General features: G+C 65.1%; 3 protein-coding genes. All 3 read right to left on the bottom strand.

The window, feature by feature from the left end; genetic code table 11:
- Window positions 1-80: 80 nt before the first annotated feature.
- Complete coding sequence (locus BKX96_RS30185; RefSeq protein WP_077186250.1) at window positions 81-1,037, bottom strand: alpha/beta hydrolase; 957 nt, start codon at window positions 1,035-1,037, stop codon at window positions 81-83.
- A gap of 162 nt (window positions 1,038-1,199) precedes the next feature.
- Complete coding sequence (locus BKX96_RS30180; protein ID WP_077186249.1) at window positions 1,200-12,956, bottom strand: non-ribosomal peptide synthase/polyketide synthase; 11,757 nt, start codon at window positions 12,954-12,956, stop codon at window positions 1,200-1,202.
- Window positions 12,956-23,938 (bottom strand): non-ribosomal peptide synthetase, encoded by a 10,983-nt coding sequence (locus tag BKX96_RS30175; protein WP_077186248.1) that lies wholly within the window; start codon window positions 23,936-23,938, stop codon window positions 12,956-12,958. The genes BKX96_RS30180 and BKX96_RS30175 overlap by 1 nt, the downstream gene beginning before the upstream one ends.
- Window positions 23,939-24,079: the final 141 nt, after the last annotated feature.

Raw genomic sequence — 24,079 nt, 5'->3', positions numbered from 1 at the left:
GGAGCAATCCGATCCAACGCCCGATTCACCGCCAGTTCCCCCAGCATGATCACCAGGGCAATCTGTGGGAAACCGACAGCTCACAACCACGACCGCACCCACCCCGCCACTTCCACGTGAATCCCCTCCACCTCCCCCAGCAACCCCGCCATCCGCAAAAAGTCATGGGTCATGCCCGGCTGCTCCAACAACGTCACCTCATTCCCCGCCGCCCGCAAACGCTCGGCATACGCCCCCCCTTCATCGCGCAACGGGTCAAAGCCGGCCAGGTACACCAGTGCCGGGGCCAAGCCCGACAGATCCTCGGCCAGCAGCGGCGAGCAGCGCCAGTCGGCCAGGTCCTGGGGGGCGCTCGCGTAGTGGGCGTAGAACCAGTCGAGGGTCGGGGTTTCCAGCAGGTAACCTTCGGCAAAATCCCGGTGCGAGGCGCGGTGGGTGGTGGCGTCGGTCACTGGGTACACCAGCAGCTGCGCCTTGGGTTTCAACGCCAGTTCCTCTGGCTCGCGAACGGCGATGATCGACAACACCGTGGCCAGAGTGGCGCCGACGCTGTCACCGGCCAATGCCACTCGCGTGGCATCCAGGCCACGGGTCGCGCCTTCGTGCACCAGCCAGTTGCCGGCATCGCAGGCGTCCTGTACAGGGGTCGGGAAACGCCATTCTGGCGCCAGGCGATAATCCACGGTCAGCACGGCGAAACCACCCTGGGCCGCCAGGCGCCGGCACAGGGCGTCGTGGGAGTCGAGGCTGCCGACCACGTAGCCGCCGCCGTGGAAGTAGAGCATCACCGGTTGCAAGCCGTCGGCGGGTTGGCTGTCGCGATACAGGCGTGCGGCAAGGCTGTGGCCGTCGCGGGCGGGGATGGTGAAGTTGTCGCAGGCGATGTTGTCCAGCGGCGTATCGAGAAAGCCAGAGGAGGCTTCGAAGTCGATGCGCGCCTGTTGCGGGGTCTGTTCGTGCATGGGGCGACTTTTGCCGGTCAGGCGGCCGAACTCGGCGAGTTCGAGGAAAGCTTCAAGTTCTGGGAGTAGGGCCATGGGGGCGAATCCTTTGCACAATGAGGTAGATGTAATCAACCCGGCCCCCTGTAGGAGCTGGCTTGCCAGCGAAGGACTCGAGAGCGCCGCTTTTTACCAATCAAAAAGCGTCATCGTTAACGACCTTCGCTGGCAAGCCAGCTCCTACAGTGGATCGTGTTGTCAGGCGGTGGTTGGGGTGCGCTCCAATAGGTGTTCGAGGGCGTCTAGTAATTCGTCGCTGCGCAACAGCTCGTAGTGACCGCCCGCCAATAAACGATCGGTGCCGTGATGGCCGACCTGGGCTTCGAACACCCGGCGTTCATCCTCGCGCCCGGCCACCCACCAGCGATGGGCCGCGACATGAATTTTCGGCAGTTGCCGCTGCAACAGCGCGAGCTGTTTGAGCGACGAACCGGTGGCGAAGATCTGCGTCAGTTCACTGGCGCCCAATGCCGCGTGGCCATTGGCGCCGTGCATGGCTGCTTCGATCACCACGGCGGCGCCTTCGCGTTCGTTCAGGCCTGTGGTTTTCGAGGCAATCAAGGCCTGTGCTTCTACAGACGGTTGACCGAGGACAAACTTCAGGAAGTCCGCCAGATCTTCGCGCCAGTCCCCCGCTTGCGCCGTACCCGCCACATAACTGTCGACCAGCCCGGCGAACGCCACCGTCTGCCCTTGGGATTCCAGTTCATGGGCAACCAGTTGCGTCAACGCGCCACCCAACGACCAGCCAAGCAGGTAGTACGGCCCTTGCGGCTGTTGCGTGCGGATTCGCTGAGCATAGGCCTGGGCCATGGCCGCTAGCGATAGGTCCTGCCACTGCGGGTCGAGGAGCATGCGACATTGCAGGCCGTACACCGTGCGCCGGCCTTCGAGGCGACGGGCCAGTGGCTCGTAGTCGAACACCGTGCCGAAACCGGCGTGCAGGCAGAACAGCGCCGGCACCTTGTTGACTCGGCCATTCAAGGCCAGCAGCGGGTCCGGCACTGGCGCCGGTTCCGCGACCTGATACCCGCTGAGTTCGGCGATGCAGGGTTTCTGCATCAGGTCGCGCAGTTTCAGTTCGAAGCCCAGCTGCGGCTGGCTGCGCACCCGCGAGATGACTTTGAGCACTTGCAAGGAGTCGCCACCGAGTTCAAAGAAGTTGTCGTCGATGCCCACTTGCGGCACGCCCAACACCTCTTGCCAGATCGTCGCCAATGCGCGTTCCAGCGCATTGCGCGGTGCGCGGTAACCGCCCAGCGCCCATTCAGGCACTGGCAGTGCGCGACGGTCGAGCTTGCCGTTGGCCGACAGCGGGAAGCGCTCCAGCACCAGGATCCGCGCCGGCACCATGTAGTCCGGCAACTGCGCTTGCAGATCGGCCTTCAAGCGTCGATCCAGCCCGGTAGCGGCCGCGGCCACCACATAACCGACCAGCTGTTTGCCGGTCGGCGTGACGTGCACCACTACGGCGGCATCCTGCACTCCAGCGCAGTCACGCAGACGGGCTTCGATTTCGCCCAACTCGATACGGAAACCGCGGATCTTCACTTGCTGGTCGAGCCGGCCGAGATAGTCGATCAAGCCGCACTCGCGCTGGCGCACCAGGTCTCCGGTGCGGTACATGCGCCCACCGGCTTTGAACGGATCGGCAATGAAGCGCTCGGCGCTCAAGCCCGGCCGCTGGTGATAACCCCGCGCCAGGCATTCACCGCCCAGGTACAACTCGCCGCTGACACCCACCGGCAACGGGTTGAGGTCAGCGTCGAGGATGTACAAGCCACGGCCCGCCACGCCACGACCAATCGGCGCATAGGCCGCCTCGCAGGTTTCGCTGGCTTCGGCACGCCACAGCAACGGCGTGACCACGGTTTCGGTCGGGCCGTAACCGTTGACCAGGCGCTGCGGGCGCAAGGTGCGCTTGACCTGTTCGAAGCTGGCATCCGGCACCGCATCGCCGCCAAAGCAATACACCTCAACCGCCGGCGGATTGCCCAGGCGCTCGGCCACTTCGGCCATCTGTTGCAGGTACGCCGGCGGGAAGCAGGCGACAGTGACGCCGTGGCGATGCAGCATTTCCAGGGTGTGTTCCGGGGTCCACAGGTTGTCTTCGCGGATCACCAGGCTGCCACCGGCCAACAGCACACTCAGCCAGCGTTCCTGGGCACCGTCGAAGGCGAACGACATGAAGTGCAGTTCGCGGCTGCGGGGCGCCAGTTCGTAGAGGTCGATGATGCCGCGGCAATGCCGGGCAATCGGTCCACGTTCCACCGCCACGCCCTTGGGAAGGCCGGTGGAGCCGGAGGTGTAGATGAGGTACGCCAGATGTCCCGGTAACGGATTGATAACCGGGCACTCGGTGCTGCCGGCAACGCTCAGTTGATCGAGCAACAGACGTGGCGGGCTGTCAGCCAGGGTCAAGCGATCACCCAGGTCGCTGTCGCACAGCAACAGGTTGGCGGCCGAATCGCTGAGCATGTAGGCCAGGCGCTCGGCCGGGTAGGACAGGTCCAGCGGCAGATACGCCGCCCCAGCCTTGAGCACGGCGAGGAACGCGACGATGGTGCGTTCCGAGCGAGGCAAGGCCACCGCGACCATGCTTTCCGGACCCACGCCACGACCGATCAATTGCTGCGCCAGCGCATTCGCCTGGGCTTCAAGATCGGCATAACTGAGTTCGCGATCCTCGCAGAACAAGGCGACTTTCTGCGGCTGGCTGCGCACATGCTGATGGAAGCTAAGCAGCAGATCGCCGTCGTCGTTGCAGGCTTGCGGCAGGCTTAAACGCGCGTCCGCAAGGCCGATATTGCCGAGCAGGCAGTCAGCATCCTCCGGTAATGCCCGCAGCAAACCTTCCATCTGCGCGCGAATCCGCTGCACCTCCTGTTCACTGAAGCGATCGCGCAGGTAGAGGTATTCGACTTCCAGGCCTTCGTCGTTGGCGCTGACCATCAGGTCCATCGGGAAGTTGGTGACGCCGCCGCTGCCGACTTCGGCAAAGCGCAGCTCGCCTTCCTCACCACCACGCAACGCACGGTCCACCGGATGGTTTTCGAACACGATGATGCTGTCGAACAGCCCCTGGCCACCCTGCCCGGCCCAGCGCTGGACGTCGGACAAAGGGGTGTGTTCGTAGTCGCGCACCGCCAGGTTGTAATCCTGCAGGTCGCGCAGCCACTCGCCCAGTGGCTGTTGCGGGTCGAGGGTCTGGATCACCGGCAAGGTGTTGATGAACAGGCCGAGCATGTCCTGGGCACCGGCCAGCCCCGTCGGCCGCCCCGCCACCGTGGCACCGAAGGCCACGCTGCGTTGGCCAGTATGACGTTGCAGCAGCAACAGCCACGCGCCTTGAACCAGAGTGTTGAGGGTGACGCGCTGACGCTTGGCGAAGCTGTGCAACTTGCGCGTCGCCTGGGCGTCGAGGTCGCTGTACATCACGCCATGGCCGGAGCCTGTGGCACCCGATGCCGTGGCCAGGATGGTCGGCGCTTCGAGGGACGCCAGGCGCTCACGCCAGAAGCCTTCCGCCTGTGCCTCGTCCTGGTGTTGCAGCCAGGCGATGTAGTCGGCGTAACGCCCGGTCAGCGCCGGCAGGCTGTCGTGGTGGTACAGGCGCAGCATCTCGCCCAGCAAGCGCGAAGCACTCCAGCCGTCCAACAGCAGGTGATGGTAGATCCAGATCATCTGGTAGCGGTCTTCGCCCAGGCGCACCAGCACAAAGCGCATCAGCGGCGGGCAGCTCAGGTCGAAACCCTTGGCCTGTTCGGCGGCCGCCAGTTCACTCAGCGCCTGTTCGGTGTCGCTGCGCTCACGCCAGTCGAGTTCTTCGATCGGCAACTCGACACTGGCGAACACCGCCTGCAGCGGATCGGCCAGGCCGTCGCGCCAGCGGAACGCGGCGCGCAGCACTTCATGGCGCTCGATCAGCGTTTGCCAGGCCGCACGGAATCTCGGCACCTGCAAACCGTCCACCGCCACGCTCAACTGGTTGACGTAGGGGTTGAGCTGCGGCGATTCGAGGCAATGGAACAGCATGCCCTGCTGCATCGGCGACAGCGGATACAAGTCTTGCAGCCCCTCACGGGCGGCCACTTCGATCTGTGGCACCAGCGCAAATGCCTCGACGGCCGGTGCTTCGACCAACGCGGCTTCACGAGAGCTCGCCACCGCGGCCAGTGCACGAATGGTCTGCTGCTCGAACAACTGCTTGGGACTGAACACCAGCCCACGTTGCCCGGCACGGCTCACCGCCTGCAGCGAGATGATCGAGTCACCACCCAGTTCGAAGAAGTTTTCAGTCACGCCCACCGATTCCAGGCCCAGCAGCTCCTGCCAGATCTCCACCAGCAGGGCTTCGGCCGGCGACGCGGCGGCCACCTGATCCTGATGCTGCCGAGTGGCCTCGGGTGCCGGCAGGCCCTGTCGGTCGAGCTTGCCGTTCGGCGTCAGCGGCAATGCCGCCAGGCACACCAGGTGCGCCGGCAACATGTGCGCCGGCAGACGGCTGCGCAGGTGCGCGGTCAGTGCCTCATGCAGGCCCTGCTCGTCGGCCAGCGGATCGCGCGGCACCACGTAGCCGACCAGTTGACGGCTCACCGGGCCTTCGCGGTCGATGACGAAGGCTTCACGCACACCTTCGTGTTCCATCAGGCAGGCTTCGATTTCGCCGAGTTCGATGCGGAAGCCGCGAATCTTCACTTGCTGGTCGATACGGCCGAGGTATTCGACCACTCCGTCGGCACGGAAGCGTGCCAGGTCGCCACTGCGGTACAGGCGCGCCCCCGGCACGAACGGGTCCGGCACGAAACGCTCGGCGGTGAGGTCCGGACGCTGGTGATAACCCCGGGCAACGCCCTCGCCGCCCAGGTACAACTCACCCGCCACGCCGACCGGCAACGGCTGCAGGCCGCCGTCGAGGATGTAGGCGCTGCGGTTACCCACCGGGCGGCCGATCGGCATGAACGCCGAGTCGAATTCGGTATCCGGATAAGCCAGCCAGATCAGCGGCGTGATCACCGTTTCGGTCGGGCCATAGCCGTTGATCAGGCGCTTGGGTTGCAGGACTTGCTGCACCTCGTCGAAGGCATGCTTGGCCATCCCCTCACCGCACGGGGTGTAGGAACGGATCGGCAGATTGCGCCCGGCTTCGCCCATGTAATCGGCGATCTGCGCCAGGTAACTCGGGGTGAAACAGGCGATGGTGATGCCGTGCTTTTCGATTTCGGCACAGGTGCGCTCCACGCTCCACAACTCGTCGTCGCGGGGCATCACCGCCGAACCGAACACCAGCGGCGTCAGCCAGCGCTCGTGGGCGCCGTCGAAGCTGATCGAGGCGAATTGCAGTTCGCGGTCGTCCGGGGTCATGCCGTACAGCTCGCCAATCGACAGGCAATGCATGGCCAACGGACCGTGGGCCACGCTGACGCCTTTCGGCCGGCCGGTGGAGCCCGAGGTGTAGATCAGGTAGGCGAGGTTTTCGCCGCAGGTCAGGTTGACCGGGTTGCTGTCCGCCATGAATTCCAGCGGCTCGCGGTCGATGTCCAGCACCGCCAGGTCTTCGGGCAATGGCAGTTTTTCCCGCAGCCAGGACTGGCTGATCAGCAGGGAAATGCCGCTGTCGTCCATCAGGTAACGCAGGCGCTCCGCCGGGTAGGCCGGGTCCAGCGGCACGTAGGCGCCGCCGGCCTTGAGGATCGCCAGCAGGCCGATGATCATCTCTGGCGAACGTTGCATGGCCAGGCCGACCCGCGCTTCCGGGCCGATACCGCGCCCGCGCAAGTGGTGGGCCAGGCGGTTGGCGCGGCGGTTGAGCTGGTCGAAAGTCAATTCCAGGTCGTTGAAGATCAACGCCGTGGCGTCTGGCCGGATAACGGCCTGGGCCTCGATCAGTTGATGCACGCACAGCGGGTTTTCCTGCGCGGTGAACGGCGGGTTCCACGTCAGCAATTGCTGGGTGCGTTCTGGCGCGGTGAGCATGTCCAGCTCACTCAAGGCCGCCTGCGGCGCCGCCACCATGGCCGCCAGCAATGCCGCCAGGTGCTCACTCATGCGCACAATCGCCGCATGGCTGAAATGACTGCACTGGTAGCTCCAGTTCAGGCTCAGCTGATTTTCGGCGGTGGCCGCCAGGGTCAGCGGGAAGTTGGTGCGCTCGTGGTTCTGCGGGATCGAGAAGCTCAACCCGGCCGGTGCGCCTTGCTGCAAGGCTTCAGCCACCGGGAAGTTTTCGAACACCAGCAGGCTGTCGAACAGCGGCTCGCCGGCACGCCCGGCCCAACGCTGAATGTCGCCCAGGGCGGTGAACTCGTGCTCGCGCAGTTCCAGGTTTTGCGTCTGCAAGCGCATCAGCCATTGCTCGACGCTTTCGAGGGCGTCCGGGCTGCTGATCACTGGCAAGGTGTTGATGAACAGGCCGAGCTGGCTTTCCGCCCCCGGCAGATCCACCGGGCGACCGGCCACGGTGGCGCCGAACGCCACGCTGCATTGGCCGCTGTAGCGTTGCAACAGCAGCGCCCAGGCCCCTTGCACCAGGGTGTTGAGGGTCACTTTCTGCTGACGGGCAAAGTCGCTGAAGCGCTGGCTGATGGCGACGTCGAAGGTCTGGCGGTGGTCGGCAAAGCCTGCGTCCGCCTTGCTGTCGACATTAGCGAGGCTCTGGGCCAACAGCGTCGGATTGTCGAGGCTCGCCAACTGCCCGCGCCAGAACAGTTCGTCCGTTTGCGCATCCTGGCGTTGCAACCAGCCGATGTAGTCGGCGAATCGCCCGGTCGGCGCCTGGACCGCTTGCCCCGCATAACGCTGCAGCACTTCGCTCAACAGCAGCGAGTTGCTCCAGCCATCGAGCAACAGGTGATGGTGGGTGTAGATCAGTTGCTGACGCTCGTCGTCCAGGCGCACCAGGGTCAGGCGCATCAGCGGCGCCCGGGTCGAATCCAGTTGCAGGCGCTCGCTGTCGATCAGTTGCACCAGCGCCTCGGCCTGATCATCGCGGCCGCGCCAGTCGAGGCAGGTCAGTGGCAATTGCAGATGACGATGCACCAGTTGCACCGGCGCCTCGAAACCTTCGGGGAAATGGAAGCTGCTGCGCAGGATCGCGTGGCTGTCGAGCACCGCTTGCCAGGCACAACCCAGGCGTTCGCCATCGAGACCGCGAGCCTCGACGCTGAGCTGGTTCACGTAGGCGCCGCAATCCGACTCGTACAGGCTGTGGAATAACAAACCCGCCTGCATCGGCGACAACGGATACACGTCTTCGATCTGCGCCGGCGGCACTGGCAGGCCATCGAGTTGCGCCTGGGTCAGTCGGGCCAACGGGAAATCCGCCGGGGTCACGCCGCCCGCGCCAGGGCTCAGGCAATGCTCGATCAGGGCCAGCAGTTCAGCACGGAAATCGTTCGCCAGGGCTTCGATGTCGCGCAGGTCGAAGCATTCGCGGCTGAAGGTCCAGTCGAGTTTGAGTTCGCCGCCATACACCTGACCGTCCACCGACAGCCAGTTGGGCAACGGCGCATCGGCCGATTGCGCAGCACCGCTGGATTCGCCAGCCGGGGTGAACAGCGCGTCCTCGGCAAAGCTCTGGTCGAACTGGCCGAGGTAATTGAAAGTCACTCGCGCCTGGGGTAATGCGGCCAGAGTCGATTGCGTCACCGAATCGCTCATGTAGCGCAACAGACCGTAGCCCAGGCCTTTGCCGGGAATCTCGCGCAGTTGCTGCTTGATCGCCTTGATCGAACCACCGAGGTCGGCCGTCGGCGTCAGGCGCACCGGGAACAGGCTGGAGAACCAGCCGACGGTGCGAGTCAGGTCGATGTCGTCGAACAGCTCTTCGCGGCCATGGCCTTCGAGCTGGATCAGCGCTGACTCGTAGCCGGTCCAGCGACTGAGGGTGCGGGCCAGTGCGGTGAGCAGCAGGTCGTTGACCTGGGTGCGGTAGATCGCCGGGGCCTGTTGCAGCAGTTGGGCGGTTTGCACGCGGTCCAGGCCAATACTCACGCCCTGGCGCAGATGCCCGGCCTGGCTTGCTTGCGTGTTGGCCGCTGGCAACGAATCGCTGGCCCCGGCCAGTTGCGCTTGCCACCAGGTGAGTTCGTCGGTGGCGGTTTTGGAGCGTGCGTAGCTATCGAGTTTCTCCGCCCAGGCCTGGAAGGCGCTGGTCTTCGGCGGCAGCTCTTCACCTTGATACGCAGCCTGCAAATCTTCCAGCAGCACGCGCCAGGAAACACCGTCCACCGCCAAATGGTGGATCACCAACAATAAGCGCTGGGAACCATCGGCCTGGGCGATCAGCGCCACGCGCAACAGCGGCCCGTCTGGCAGGCTGAGGCTGCGCTGGGCTTCATCGCACACCGACTCGAGCGACGCATCGCTGGCGACGCGGGCGGTCCAGAGCATGTCGATGACATCGGCACTGTCGGCGCCGACATAGCGCGCCGACCATTGGCCGTCGACCTGGCTGAAACGCAAGCGCAGGGCATCGTGCTGCTTGAGCACACGTTGCAGGGCACCTTGCAGGCGCGACAGTTCGAGGGTTTCCCGCGGCGACAGCAATATCGCCTGGTTCCAGTGGGCGCGCTGGGGGATCGGTTCTTCGAAGAACCAGCGCTGGATCGGCGTGAGGATTTGCCCGCCGTCCACCGGTCCTTGATGCGCCATGGGGGCGGTCTGTTCTTTCACCACCGCCGCCAGCGCTTGCAATGTCTGCTGCTGGAACAGGTCGCGCGGCTGCAGGCTCAGGCCGGCACGGCGGGCGCGGCTGACCACCTGGATGGAAATGATCGAGTCACCGCCCAGTTCGAAGAAATTGTCCTGACGCCCGACCTGCTCCACCCCCAGCACGTCCTGCCAGATCTGCGCGAGCACGCGCTCGTGTTCGCTGCACGGCGCTTCGAACGCGCGCTGGCTGACCTGCGTGGTCGGTGCCGGCAGGCGCTTGCGCTCGAGTTTGCCGTTGGGGCTCAGGGGCATCTGCTCGATCAGCACGGTCTGCGCCGGCACCATGTAGTCCGGCAGGCTGCCGAGCAAATGGCTTTTCAGGGTTTCGCGCCAGGCACCTTGCCGGGCCGCATCAGCGTCAAGCAACCCGCGATCCTGGGGCACGATGTAGGCCACCAGTTGTTTGCCACTCGGGCCGTCGAGGGCCAGCACCACGGCTTCCTGCACGTCGACATGTTCTTGCAGGCGCGCTTCGATCTCACCCAGTTCGATGCGCAGGCCGCGAATCTTCACCTGGTGGTCGATCCGCCCGCAGTAGTCGATGGCACCATCGGCGCGGTAGCGCGCCAGGTCACCGGTGCGGTACAAGCGCTCGCCGCTGCCGAACGGGTCGACCACAAAACGTTCGGCGGTCAGTGCGCCACGACGGTGATAACCGCGGGCCAGGCCGACGCCACCGAGGTACAACTCACCCACCGCGCCCAGCGGCAGGGGTTGCAGTTCGCTGTCGAGGATAAAGGTACGCAGGTTGGCGATCGGTCGGCCGATCGGCACGCTGTCGCGGCCCTCTTCCACACAGGTCCAGTGGGTCACGTCGATGGCCGCTTCGGTCGGGCCATACAGGTTGTACAGGTTGGCTTGCGGCAGGCACCGCAGGGTCTGGCGTTGCAGCTCCATCGGCAGCGCTTCGCCGCTGCAGATGATGCGAGTCAGGGTCGTGCAGGCCAGGGCTTCGTCGGCAGCGATGAACGCCGCGAGCATCGACGGCACGAAATGCAGCGTGGTGATCGCCTGCTCGACGATCAGCGCGGCCAGGCGTTGCGGATCGCGATGCTCACCGGGCGCGGCGATCACCAGGGTGGCGCCTTTCATCAGCGGCCAGAAAAACTCCCACACCGACACGTCGAAACTGAACGGGGTTTTCTGCAGCACACGGTCCGTGGGCTGCAAGTTATAGGCGGCCTGCATCCATTCGATACGGTTGTGCAGCGCCACGTGGCGGTTACCGGCGCCCTTGGGTTTGCCGGTGGAACCGGAGGTGTAGATCATGTACGCGAGGTTTTCCGCCACGGCCAGGTTGGGCAGATCGCTGCCCGGCAACTCGCTCAACCAATCGGCATCGCCGTGCAGGCACAGGGTGCGCACGTGGTCCGGGGTCGGCAATTGCGCCAGCAGATGCTCCTGGGTCAGCAGCAGTGTGATGCCGCTGTCTTCGATCATGTAGCTCAGGCGATCGAGGGGGTATTCCGGGTCCAGCGGCACGTAGGCAGCGCCGGCCTTGAGGATCGCCAGCAGGCCGACGACCATTTCCAGCGAACGGTCGCAGGCGATGCCGACGATCACTTCCGGGCCGACACCCTGGGCGCGCAAGTGGTGGGCCAGGCGGTTGGCGCGCAGGTTCAGCTCGGCGTAGCTCAAGGACTGGCCCTGAAACACCAGCGCCGTCGCCTGGGGATTGTCCAGCACCCGTGCTTCGAAATGCCGCTGCACACAGACTTCGCCCGGATAGGCCTGAGCAGTGTCGTTGAGGTCGTCGAGGATGCGCAGGCGCTCGTCGGCCTCCAGCAACGGCAATTCGGCCAGCGGCGTTTGCGGGTTGGCCAGTACCCCGGCCAGCAGGTTGCGCCAGTGCCGGGCCAGGTGCTCGATGCGCTCGGCGTCGAACAGGTCGGTGGCGTAGGTCAGGCTGGCGAACAGTTGGTCGCCCTGTTCCTGGGTGTCCAGTTGCAGGTCGAATTGCGTGGTGTGCGCCGTGGCGTTCAACGCCTCGACCCGCAGGCCGGCGAGTAAGCCGCTGACGGCGGCGGGCTTGGCCTGTTGGTGGTTGAACATCACCTGGAACAACGGGCTGTGGCTCAGGCTGCGTTCGCCTTGCAGGGCCTGCACCAGGCGTTCGAACGGCAAGTCCTGGTAATCCTGTGCATCCAGGGCAAAGGCGCGGGTCTGGTCGAGCAACTCGGTGAACGGCAGTCGCCCGTCGAGTTCGGCACGCATCACCTGGGTGTTGACGAAGAAGCCGATCAGGCCACGGGTCTCGGCGCGATTGCGGTTGCCGATCGGCACGCCGATGCGCAGGTCGGCCTGGCCGCTGTAGCGATAGAGCAAGGCCTGGAAACTGGCGAGCAACAGCATGAACGGGGTGACGCTGCGCTGTTTGGCCAGACTCATCAAACCGCTGGCCAAATCCGCATCCAGGGCGAAATCCAGACGCGCACCGCGCTGGCTCGGTTGTGCAGGACGCGGGCGATCGGTCGGCAATTCCAGCAGCGGCTGCTCGCTGCCGAGCTTGCCACGCCACCAATCGAGTTGACGCTCAAGCTCGCCGGCTTCCATCCAGCGTCGCTGCCATGCAGCGTAGTCCGAATACTCGATCGGCAGCGCTTGCAGCTGCGCGCTGCGGCCCAGGCAATGGGCGGCATACAGCTGGGAAAACTCCTCCACCAATACGCCCATCGACCAACCATCGGTGACGATGTGGTGCAGGGTCAGCACCAGCACATGGTCCTCGGCATCCAGCTGCAACAGGTTGACGCGCAGAAGCGGGCCCTGTTGCAGATCGAACGGGCGGGCGATTTCCTGCTCGACCTTTTTCATTGCTGATGCGAAGCGCTGGGCCTCGGGCTCGCCGCGCAGGTCGTGCTGCTCGATGGGGAGCGTGGTGAACGTGGCCAAGGTCTGCAGTACCTGGCCGTCATTCTCGACAAATCGGCTGCGCAGGCTCTGATGCCGCTCCAGCAAGACATCGAAACTCTGCTGCAACGCCGCGACATTCAGCGGCCCCTGTAAACGCAAGGCCGCGGGAATGTTGTAGGCGCTGCCCTGCGGGTCGAGCTGCCAGAGGAACCACTGGCGCTGCTGCGCATAGGACAGTTCGAAGCTCGCTTGTAGCCCGGCGGTGGACGGGATCGGCAGTTGGCCGAAGCTCACGCCCTGCTCCTGCATCTTTGTCAGAAACTCGCGGCGCTTGTCGGCCGGCAGGCCAGCGAAGCGGGTGGCGATACGCGAGGCGGTGCTGTGTTCCATCAGTTGATCTCCATCTCGTCCAGCAGCGACTCAAGCGCATCCAGACGGGCATCGTTGTCAGTCGGGGCTTGTTGCCCTGCGTTGGCGGCATAAGCCTGAAGGTCGTTGCTTTCGAACAGCGCGCGCAGCGGCAGCTCGATGCCCAGCTCCAGTTCCACACGGGCACTGGCCTGGGCGGCGAGCAGCGAATGCCCGCCCAATTCAAAGAAGTTGTCGCGCCGGCCGATCTGCGCCACGCCCAGCACCTCGGCCCAGATCACCGCCAGTTGCCGTTCGAGCTTGCCCTCGGGGGCCTCGAAAGTTCGCTGCCAGTGCTCGGCAGCCGGCAGCGGCAAGGCCTTGCGATCGAGCTTGCCGTTGCTGGTCAGCGGCAAGGCATCAAGCAACAGCCAGTGGCTGGGCACCATGTAGTCCGGCAGGTCGACCTTGAGCGCGGCGCGCAGGTGGTCGCGCCAGGCGATGGGGTCGTGCGGGGTTTGGTCGGCGACGACATAGGCGCACAGCTGTGGTCCTGCGTCAGTGGCCTGCACGCTCAACACCGCCTGGCGCACGCCCGGTTGCGCCAGCAGCGCGGCTTCGATCTCGCCCAGTTCGATGCGGAAGCCACGGATCTTCACTTGCTGGTCGATGCGCCCCAGGTAGTCGATGCTGCCGTCGGCGCGCTGGCGCGCCAGGTCGCCGCTGCGATACAGGCGCTGGGCCGCATCGAACGGGCTCGGCACAAAACGCTCGGCGGTGAGGCCGAAACGCCCGTGGTAACCGCGCGCCAGGCCGGCGCCGGCGATGTACAACTCCCCCGCCACGCCCACCGGCACCGGTTGCAATTGGCTGTCGAGCAGGTACCAGCGCAGGTCGCGGATCGGCAGGCCGATCGGGCTCTGGGCCTTGCCGTCGAGGTCGGCCAGGCGGATCGCGCGGTAGGTCACGTGCACCGTGGTTTCGGTGATGCCGTACATGTTCACCAGGGTCGGCTGCCGGTCGCCGAAGCGTTCGAACCAGGGACGCAGGCTGGCCACTTCCAGGGCTTCGCCGCCGAAAATCACCTGGCGCAACGCCATTTGGCGTGGGCTGGCGCAGGCGATCGGCAACAACTGGCGGAAGGCCGATGGGGTTTGGTTCAACACCGTCACCCCTTCATCGCAGAGCAGGCGGTGGAACGCCTGGGGCTCGCGGCTGATGTAATACGGCACGATCACCAGGCGCCCACCGGTGCACAGTGAACCGAACAGCTCCCACACCGAGAAATCGAAGGCATAGGAGTGGAACAGGGTCCAGACATCGTCGGCGCCGAAACTGAATTCGGCCGCGGTGGCCGTAAGCAGGCGCCCGACGTTGCCATGGCTGAGCAAGGCGCCCTTTGGCCGGCCGGTGGAGCCGGAGGTGTAGATCACGTAGGCGAGATTGTCCGGTATCGCCAACGGCGCCAGGTTGTCGGCGCTGCAGGCGTCCAGTTGCAGCGCCGCCAGGTCGAGGACCTGCACGCCTTCCCGGGCGGGCAAGCCATCGATCAGGTGAGCCTGGGTCAACAACAACGTGATGCCGCTGTCTTCGATCATGTAGCTCAGGCGCTCGGCCGGGTATTGCGGATCGAGCGGCACGTAGGCGCCACCGGCCTTGAGAATCGCCAGCAAGCCGACCACCAGCGGCATCGCCCGCTCGGTGGCGATACCCACCCGCACTTCCGGACCAACGCCCTGCTCACGCAGGTGGCGCGCCAGGCGGTTGGCCTGGGCGTTGAGTGCGGCATAGGTGAGTTGTTCGCCTTCGCAGGACAATGCGATAGCGTCCGGGCGTTGCGCAGCCTGGGCTTCGAACAGCTGATGCAAGGTTGGCGATGGCGCTTGCGCTTCGAACGCCGGGTTCCAGTGCTGGATCAAGCCGTCGTAATGCGGCGCTTGCAGCAACGGCAGTTCAGCGACGCGCTGCTGCGGATCGGCAACCACCGCGCGCAACAGGTTCAGCCACTGCTCGCCGAAGCGCTGCATCGAGGCCGCGTCGTACAGGTCGGTGGCGTAGCTCAGGCTGGCGGTGAGTGTGTCGCCCTGCTCCTGGGTATCGAGCACCAGGTCGAATTGCGCGCTGTGTTGCTGCCAGTGCAGGCGCTCGACCAGCAGGCCGGCGACCTCGCGCTCGACACTCGCGCCCATTTGTTGCTGGTGGTTGTAGAGCACCTGGAACAAGGGGCTGTGATTGAGGCTGCGATCCGGCTGCAGGGCCTCCACCAGTTGCTCGAACGGCACGTCCTGATGCGCCTGGGCATCCAGTGCGAGCTGCTTGACCTGTTGCAGCAAGGTGCTGAACGGTTGCTGCCCGTCGATCTCGGCACGCAGCACCTGGGTATTGATGAAGAAGCCGATCAGGCCTTCGGTTTCCAGGCGCGAACGGCCGGCACTCGGCACGCCGACGCTGATGCCCGACTGCCCGCTCTGGCGGTGCAGCAAGGTCTGGAAACTGGCCAGCAACAGCATGAACAGCGTCACGTGCTGTTGCTGCGCTCGCTCGCGCAAACCGGCCAGCAGTGGGCGATCAACGTTCAGCGTCAGGCTGGCGCCGCGCTCACTGCGCCGGGCCGGGCGCGTCAGTTCGCTCGGCAATTCCAGTGGCGCCTGGCTGCCATCCAGCTGCTCGCGCCACCACGCCAGTTGCCGCGCGCCCTCGCCGGCCTCCAGCCAGTCGCGCTGCCAGCGGGCATAGTCGCTGTAGTGCACCGGCAGACTCGCCAGGCTGGCCGCACGCCCTTGCACAGCCGCCTGATACAAGGCGCTGAACTCGTCGACCATGACCTGCATCGACCAGCCGTCGGCAGCGATGTGGTGCACGGTGAGCACCAGCACATGCTCCTCGGCGCCGACCTGCAACAGCAACGCGCGCCACAGCGGACCGTTGCGCAGGTCGAACGGGCGGGCGATTTCTTCGGCCACGGCGGCGTCGACCGACGACTCGTCCAGCTGCCGTTCACTCAGTTGCAACGCCAGTTCCGTGTGCAGCAACGCTCGCGCCTGCTGGCCGTCCTGTTCGAAGGTGGTGCGCAGGGTCTGGTGACGGGCCTGCAATTGCAGGAAGGCCTGGCGCAGGGCCTGGCGGTTCAGCACGCCCCTGAGGCGCAGGGCCGCCGGAATGTTGTAGGCGCTGCCCTGTGGCTCCAGTTGCCAGAGAATCCACTGGCGCTGTTGGGCGTAGGACAGTATCCGTGGTTGGTCATTCGCAGCACGTTGCAGTTGTGGCTGGGCGCTGGTGTCGGCAAGTGCCGCGCGCTCGGCGAACGACGCCAGGTTCGTGGCGGAAAACAGGCTGCTCACCGACAGTTCGAGGTTCAGTTGCTGGCGCACCCGCGAGATCACTTGCAGCACCAGCAACGAATGGCCGCCCAGCTCGAAGAAGTTGTCGTCGCGGCCCACCTGTTCGACCTGCAACACGTCCCGCCAGATCTGCGCCAGTTGCATTTGCAGGCCTGCGGCCGGGGCAACGAAGGCCCGTTGTGCAGCGCCGAATTCAGCACGTGGCAAGGCCTTGCGGTCGAGCTTGCCGTTGTTGTTGAGCGGCAATTTGTCCAGCAGGACCATGTGGCTGGGCACCATGTATTCCGGCAGCGACTGTTGCAGGACAGTCTTGAGCCCCTGCAGGTACTCGACCTGGGAAACCACCGGAGCACTGGCCACGACGTAGGCCACCAATTGCGTGCCGTCCTGGGCAATGACGGCGGCTTCACGCACTTCTTCCCGGGCTTGCAGACACGCCTCGATCTCGCCCATCTCGATGCGCAAACCGCGAATTTTCACCTGATGGTCGATACGCCCGACGTATTCCAGATCGCCCCTGGCGTTGTAGCGCGCCAGGTCGCCGCTGCGGTACAGGCGCGCGCCCGGCTTACGGGCAAACGGGTCCGGCAGGAAACGTTCGGCAGTCAACGCCGGACGGTCGAAATAACTTTGCGCCAGGCAGGCCGGCGCGCCGATGCATAACTCGCCGACGCCATCGGCCGGCAGCAACTGTCCGGCCGCGTCCAGCACATAGAGCGCTCGACCGGCGATGGCGCGACCGATCGGGATGCCGAATGCATCACTGGCATCGTCCAGGCGGCACTCATGCACGCTGGACACCACCGTCGCTTCGGTCGGCCCGTAGGTATTGAGCAGGCGCACGTGGCCAAGACCGGCCTGGTGCCACAGGCGCAGGCCTTCCACCGACATCGCTTCGCCGCCGACGTGCATCTGGCGCAAGGCGCCGAGGGTGCGCACCGCACCGCTGGCACATTCACCGGCCAGCAGGAACCAGTAGGCGGCGGGCAGGTCGGCCAGGGTTACGCCCTGATCGACGATTTCGCTGGCCAGTCGGCCAGCGTCCCACAGCTCATCGCCGCGCATGATCAACGCCGCGCCGACGCACAGCGCCGGGAAGCACTGCTCGACGAAACCGTCGAAGCTGAAGGTGGCGAATTGCAGTACGCGGTCCGCTTTCGTCAACCTCGAGTAATAGGCAGCGGTTTGGCAGAACTCGCGTAATGCGTCGTGGGCGATGGCCACGCCTTTGGGTTGGCCGGTGGAGCCGGAGGTGTAGATGATGTAGGCCAGGTCTGCGGCGATCGCGCAGTTCTGCGGATTGCCATGTGGATAACTGGCGCTGTCATCGAAGCACAGGCGTGCCAGCCCCACCGGCAACGCCAGGTCTTCCAGCAGACCGGTCTCGCACAGCAGCAGGTCGAGACGGCTGTCCTCAACCATGTACGCCAGGCGCTCGCTCGGGAGTTTGGGGTCCAGCGGCACATAGGCCGCGCCGCTTTTCAGCACCGCCAGCAAGCTGACGATCAACTGCGGACCGCGACGCAACGCCAGGCCGACACGCTTGCCGAGACCGGCGCCGTTGTCAATCAGGCGATGAGCCAGGCGGTTGGCCTGGGCATTGAGCTGGCTGTAGCTGAGGGTCTGGCCGTCGGCCTGCAACGCCAGTGAATCAGGGGCAGCGGCGGCCTGGAGGGCGATCTGTTCGTGGACCAGCAGCGTTGTGGATAACTCGACCGCCGTCGGTTGACTGATGGCGAGTACCGCGCTTTTGCCGTCGGCATCGAGCAGTTCCAGCGCACCCAGCGCCGCGTCCGGCGAGGCCACCAATTGCGTCAGCAGGTGTTGCAAATTGGCCGACAGTTGGGCGACTTGAGTGGCGCTGAAACGCGCCGCGTCGTAGCTGAAATCCAGGCTCAGGGCTTCGCCCATTTCGATGCCCAGGGTCAGCGGATAATGGGTGCGTTCGTGGTTATGCAAATTGCCGAACGACAACCCTGCCGGTGCGCCCTGCTTCAGCGCTTGGGCGACCGGGAAGTTTTCGAACACCAGCAAACTGTCGAACAGCGCCGAGCCCTGCTGCCCCGCCCAGCCCTGAATGTCGTACAGCGGCACATGCTCGAACTCGCGCATGGCTAGGTTCAGGCCTTGCAACTCGCCGAGCCACTGGCTGACGCTCTGCTCCGGTGCCATCGCGCACACCAGCGGCAGCGTGTTGATGAACAGCCCGAGTTGCTCTTCGATGCCCGGCAACGGTGCCGAACGCCCGGCCACTGTGGCGCCGAACACCACGCAATCCTGGCCGGTGTAGCGCTGCAGCAACAGGCTCCACGCCGCTTGCAGCACGGTGTTGAGGGTGACTTTCTGCTGCCGGGCGAACTCGGCCAGGCGCTGGGTCGCACAGCTGTCGAGGGCTACGCGATGCTCCCCGCTGCCCTCGCCGCCGACCGGTGGACGCAAGGCTTCGGCCAGCAGCGTCGGTGCTTCAAGTGGTGCCAGGGCAGCCTTCCAGAACTGCTCGCCAGCGACGGTCGATTGCTGCTGCAACCAGCCCAGGTAATCGCGGTACTGCCCCATTGGCGCCGGCAGCGATTGCCCGGCGGCGTAGCGCTGGATGACTTCGGCGAGCAACTGCGCGTTGCTCCAGCCGTCCATCAGGATATGGTGGCTGGTGTAGATCAGGTGCCAGGCGTCCGTGCCGATACGCACCAGTTTCAAGCGAAACAGCGGTGCCGTGCCCAGCTCGAAACCTTGCGCACGTTCGGCATCGGCCAGGGCGTCGGTATCGGTTGCTTCCAGCACTTGCAGCGGCAACGTCACCTGACGGGTTATCGCCTGATGTGCAACGTCCAGGCCTTGCCAGTGGAAGCTGCTGCGCAGGATGTCGTGACGCTCGAGCGCCGCCTGCCAGGAGCGAGCGAAGCGCTCGCTGTCCAGGCCGCCGATGTCCAGGCGCAGCTGGCTGATGTAGGCGCCGACCTGCGGCTCGTACAGGGTGTGAAAGAGCATGCCCTGCTGCATCGGCGACAGCGGGTAGAGGTCTTCGAGGGCCGCGACATTCATCGGCAATGCATCGAGCTGCGCCTGATCGATCCGCGCCAACGGGAAGTCCGAAGGTGTGGCCTGCGGTGCCGGCAGCGTGCAGCAGTGCTCGATCAAGGCGTTGAGCTGCAGCGCGTAATCGTCAGCCAGCCGCTGGATGGTCGCGGTGTCGAACATCTCGCGGCTGAAGCCCCAGCTCAGGGACAGCTCACCGCCATAGACCCGGCCTTCGACCACCAGCCAGTTGCCCAGGGGTGCCGTCGGGTCCTGGGCGATGCCGTTGCCTTCGGTGGACGGGGTGAACAACGCGCCTTCATCGAACTGCCGGTCGAACTGCCCCAGGTAATTGAAGGTGATACGCGGTTGCGCCAGTGCCGCCAGTTCGGCGCGTACTTCAGGCGTACCGAGGTAGCGCAGAGCGCCGTAGCCCAGGCCTTTGTCCGAGACGTTGCGCAATTGCTCCTTGATGGATTTGATCGATGCGCCGAGCTCAAAGGCGGGTGTCAGGTTGACCGGGAACAGGCTGGTGAACCAGCCGACGCTGCGGGTCAGGTCGACGTCGTCGAACAGGTCTTCGCGGCCATGGCCTTCGAGCTGGATCAGCGTGCTGCCCTGCCCGCTCCAGCGGCAAACGGTGCGGGCCAGCGTGGTCAGCAGCAGGTCGTTGACCTGGGTGCGGTAAGCCGCCGGGGCCTGTTGCAGCAGCTTGCGGGTTTGCTCGGTGTCGAACTTGAGTTCGAGTTTGTGCTCGAAGCGGTTTTCCAGGGCGCCGTCCGGGCGCTCGCAGGGCAGGTCTTTTGGTGCGTGTTGCAGTTGGGCGTGCCAGTGGCCGCGGCTGTGTTCGAAGGCTGGCAGATGATCCTGCAAGCGCGCGACCCAGCGCTGATAGCTGCTGGTTTTCGCCGGTGCGGCACCGCCGTTGTAGAAGTGCTGCAGGTCTTCGAGCAGCACGCGCCAGGACACGCCGTCCACCGCCAGGTGGTGGATCACCAGCAGCAAACGTTCAGAGCCATCAGCCATCGCCACCCACAGCGCGCGCAGCAAGGGGCCATTTTGCAGGTCGAGACTGCGCTGGGCTTCGTCGCACAGGGCGTTGAGCTGCTCGACCGATTGCGCCTGACGTTGCCACAGCACTGACTCCGCGGTCGGGGCTGAGTAGGTTTGCTGCCACCCGCTTTCTACCTGTGCATAACGCAGGCGCAGGCTGTCGTGTTGGGTGAGCAATTGTTCCAGGGCGCGATCCAGCACCTCGACGTTCAACGGCTCGCGCGCAATCAGCAACAGCGACTGGTTCCAATGCTGGCGCTCGGGGATGTCTTGTTCGAAGAACCATTGTTGCACCGGCGCCAGCGCCACGGCGCCACCCGCCGGGCCTTGATCGACCTGCGATTGCTCACCAGTGCGTGCCGCTTGGGCGAGGCTGCGGATGGTCTGGTGCTGGAATAGATCCTTGGGGCTGAGCAGGATGCCGGCCTGGCGCGCGCGGCTGACCACTTGCATCGAGACGATGGAGTCGCCGCCCAGTTCGAAGAAATTGTCTTCCAGGCCGACGTTGTCGATGGCCAACACGTCCTGCCAGATCGCGGCGAGGAGCTTTTCCAGGGCACTGCGTGGCGCGACGTGTTCGCGTTGCTGCTGGCTGCCGTCCACCGCTGGCAACGCCTTGCGGTCGAGCTTGCCGTTGGGGGTCAACGGCAGTTGCCCGAGGAACAGCAGGAACGCCGGGACCATGTAGTCCGGCAGGTGCTGGCGCAGTGCGGCTTTCAGGGATTCACGCAGGGTCGCTTGCCCATCGCTGTCGCCGAGCACTGCCGAATCGTTGGGCACGATGTAGGCCACCAGGTGCTGACCGCTGGCGCCGTCCTGGGCCAGCACCGCGAGTTCGCGCACCGCCTCCTGCTGCAACAGCCGCGCTTCGATTTCCCCCAGCTCGATACGGAAGCCACGGACCTTGACCTGATGGTCGACACGGCCGACGTATTGCAGGGTGCCCTCGGCCTGATAGCGGGTCAGGTCGCCGGTGCGGTACAGGCGTTCGCCGGTGCTGGAAAACGGGTTGGGGACATACTTTTCTGCGGTCAGGCCCGGCCGTGCGAGGTAACCACGGGTGATGCCCGCGCCACTCAGGTACAGCTCGGCGGACACGCCCTGGGGCACCGGTTGCAGGTCGGCGTCGAGCAGATAACTGGCGGTGTGCTTGAGCGGGCGGCCGATGCTGGCGCAGCCACCGGCTTCGCGACGGGTCCAGGTGGAATAGGTGGTGTCTTCCGACGGGCCGTACAGATCGTAGACATGCTCGACGGTCGGCTGTTGATACAGCGCCTCCACCAGGCTCTGCTTCAACGGCTCACCGGCCAGGTTGATGATGCGCACGCTCGGCGGGATCTGCCCGTCGCGTTGCAGCGCGTTGATCGCCGACGGCACGGTGTTGATCAGGCGCACGTGATCCCGGGCCGGCAGGTGCGGCAATTCCAGGGCGTTGCGGGCGATGATCAGCGACCCACCGTTGGCCAGGGTGACGAACAGCTCCCAGACCGACAGGTCGAAACACACCGACGTCGAGGCCAGCACGCCCTGGATGTCGTCGCGGCAGTACACCGATCCGGACCAGTCGATCAGCGCCAGGACGTTGCGATGGGCAATCGCCACGCCCTTGGGTTTTCCGGTGGAGCCGGAGGTGTAGATCACGTAGGCCAGGTTGTCCGGGGTGACGCGGGTGACCGGGGCGCTTTGCGGGTAGGCGGCTAGCGACTGGATCTCGTCCATCAGCAGGACTTGAGTGTCTGCGCTCACGCTCAACGATTCGGCGACGGCCCGCTGCGTGACCAGCACCCGCGCGCGGCTGTCTTCGAGCATGTAGGCGACCCGCTCGGCCGGATAATCCGGATCCAGCGGCACGTAGGCGCCACCAGCCTTGAGCACCGCGAGCAAGGCGACCAGCAGTTGCTCGGAACGCTGCATGGCCACGCCGACCCGCACTTCCGGGCCGATGCCGAGTTCGATCAGCTTGTGGGCCAGGCGATTGGCTTGCTGGTCGAGTTGGTTGTAGGTCAGTTGCTTGTCCGCAAAGGTCACGGCCAATTCATCAGGACTTGCAGCCACTTGCTGGCTGATCAGCTGATGAATGCACAGATCCTGCGCAAAGCTTTCATCAGCGCGGTTCCAGTCGTGGACGATGCGCTGGTATTCGGCCTGCTCCAGCAGAGGCAAATCACTGATGCACTGTTGCGAATCGCTGACCATGCCTTGCAGCAAGCGCGTCCAGTGTTGCGCCATGCGCGCAATGGTCGCGGCGTCGAACAGGTCGTTGGCGTAGGTCAGCGCGGCGTGCAGCTTGCCGCCTTTCTCGTAGGTGTCGAGGGTCAGGTCGAACTGCGTGGTACGCCCTTGCCACTCGATCATGCCCAGTGCCAGGCCGGACGCCGTGGTCACCGTGGAGATATCCGCGACCTGCGGCTGATGGTTGTACATCACCTGGAACAGCGGCGTGTGGCTGAGGCTGCGTTCCAGTTTCAGCGCTTCGACCAGGCGCTCGAATGGCAGGTCCTGGTGAGCCTGGGCGCCCAGCGCGGTTTCCTTGATGCGCCGCAGCAGTTCGTCGACCCGGGTTTGCCCGTCCAGTTGCGTGCGCAGCACCTGGGTGTTGACGAAGAAACCGATCAGCCCTTCGATTTCGGCGCGGTTGCGGTTGGCGATCGGCACGCCGACTCGCAGGTCGGTCTGCCCGGTGTAGCGGTGCAGCAGCACGTTAAAGGCGCCAAGCAGCAGCATGAACAAAGTGATGTTGTGCTTCTGCGCGGTGGCCCGCAGTTGTTCGGCCAGTTGCCCGTCGACGGCGAATTCGTAGCGGGTGCCGCGATAGCTCGGCATCGCCGGGCGCGGGTGATCGAGGGGCAGTTCCAGCACCGGATGCTCGTCGCCCAGCTGCGCTTGCCAATAGTCGAGTTGGCGCGCCTGCTCGCCAGCCTCCAGCCAGCGGCGTTGCCACAGGGCGTAGTCGCTGTACTGGATCGGCAAGGGTGCCAGTTGTGGTTGTTTGCCGACATCGAAGGCGTCATAGCAGCGGACGAACTCGTCGATCAGCACGTTCATCGACCAGCCGTCGGACACGATGTGGTGCAGGGTCAGCAGCAGGACGTGTTCCTGTTCGGCCAGCTTGAGCACTGTGACGCGCAGCAGCGGGCCAGTGCCCAGGTCGAATGGCAGCACCGATTGCTGCGCGGCGGCCTCGGCCACGGCCTTCTCGCGCTCGCTGGCTGGCAAGGCGCTGAAGTCGTCCTGGGCGATCACCAGCGGCGCCGTGGCTGGCACTTGCAGCAGGCTATCGTCGGCCTGGGGGGCGAACAGCGTGCGCAAGGTTTCATGGCGCGCCACCAGGCTGGCGAATGCCTGTTCCAGCGCCGCCAGGTTCAGACGACCGCTCAGGCGCACCGCACCCGGCAAGTTGTAGGCGCCGCTTTGCGGGTCCAGCCGCCAGAGAAACCACATGCGTTGCTGGGCGCACGACAGCGCCTGGCGATCCTCGGCCTCTACTCCGGCAGGAATCGGAAACCGGGCGAAATCCACGCCCTCCTTGTGCAAGGCCGCAAGGAACAGCTGGCGCTTTTCCAGGGGCAACCCGATAAACCGGCGAGCAAGTTTCAAGGAGTCTTCAGCATTCATTTCTCAGCATCCGGATCAGTAGGCAGGAAGCACAAAGGCGCGTCGTCCCTATAAAACGAATGCAGGCGGGAAAAATTAGCGAATGAGAATAACTATCAGGATGGAGGTAACCGAGGAGTTAGAGGCGCTGCAAGTCGAATG

Source organism: Pseudomonas putida, assembly GCF_001976065.1.
In the GTDB taxonomy this organism is placed as follows: Bacteria; Pseudomonadota; Gammaproteobacteria; order Pseudomonadales; family Pseudomonadaceae; genus Aquipseudomonas; species Aquipseudomonas serbica.
The sequence above is the reverse complement of the archived record's forward strand: the minus strand, read 5'-3'. Positions and strand labels throughout refer to the sequence as shown.

Excerpts from the sequence above, each read along its gene's own strand:
- BKX96_RS30185 (WP_077186250.1), bottom strand. The coding sequence starts at position 1,037 with ATGGCCCTACTCCCAGAACTTGAAGCTTTCCTCGAACTCGCCGAGTTC.
- BKX96_RS30180 (WP_077186249.1), bottom strand. The coding sequence starts at position 12,956 with ATGGAACACAGCACCGCCTCGCGTATCGCCACCCGCTTCGCTGGCCTG.
- BKX96_RS30175 (WP_077186248.1), bottom strand. The coding sequence starts at position 23,938 with ATGAATGCTGAAGACTCCTTGAAACTTGCTCGCCGGTTTATCGGGTTG.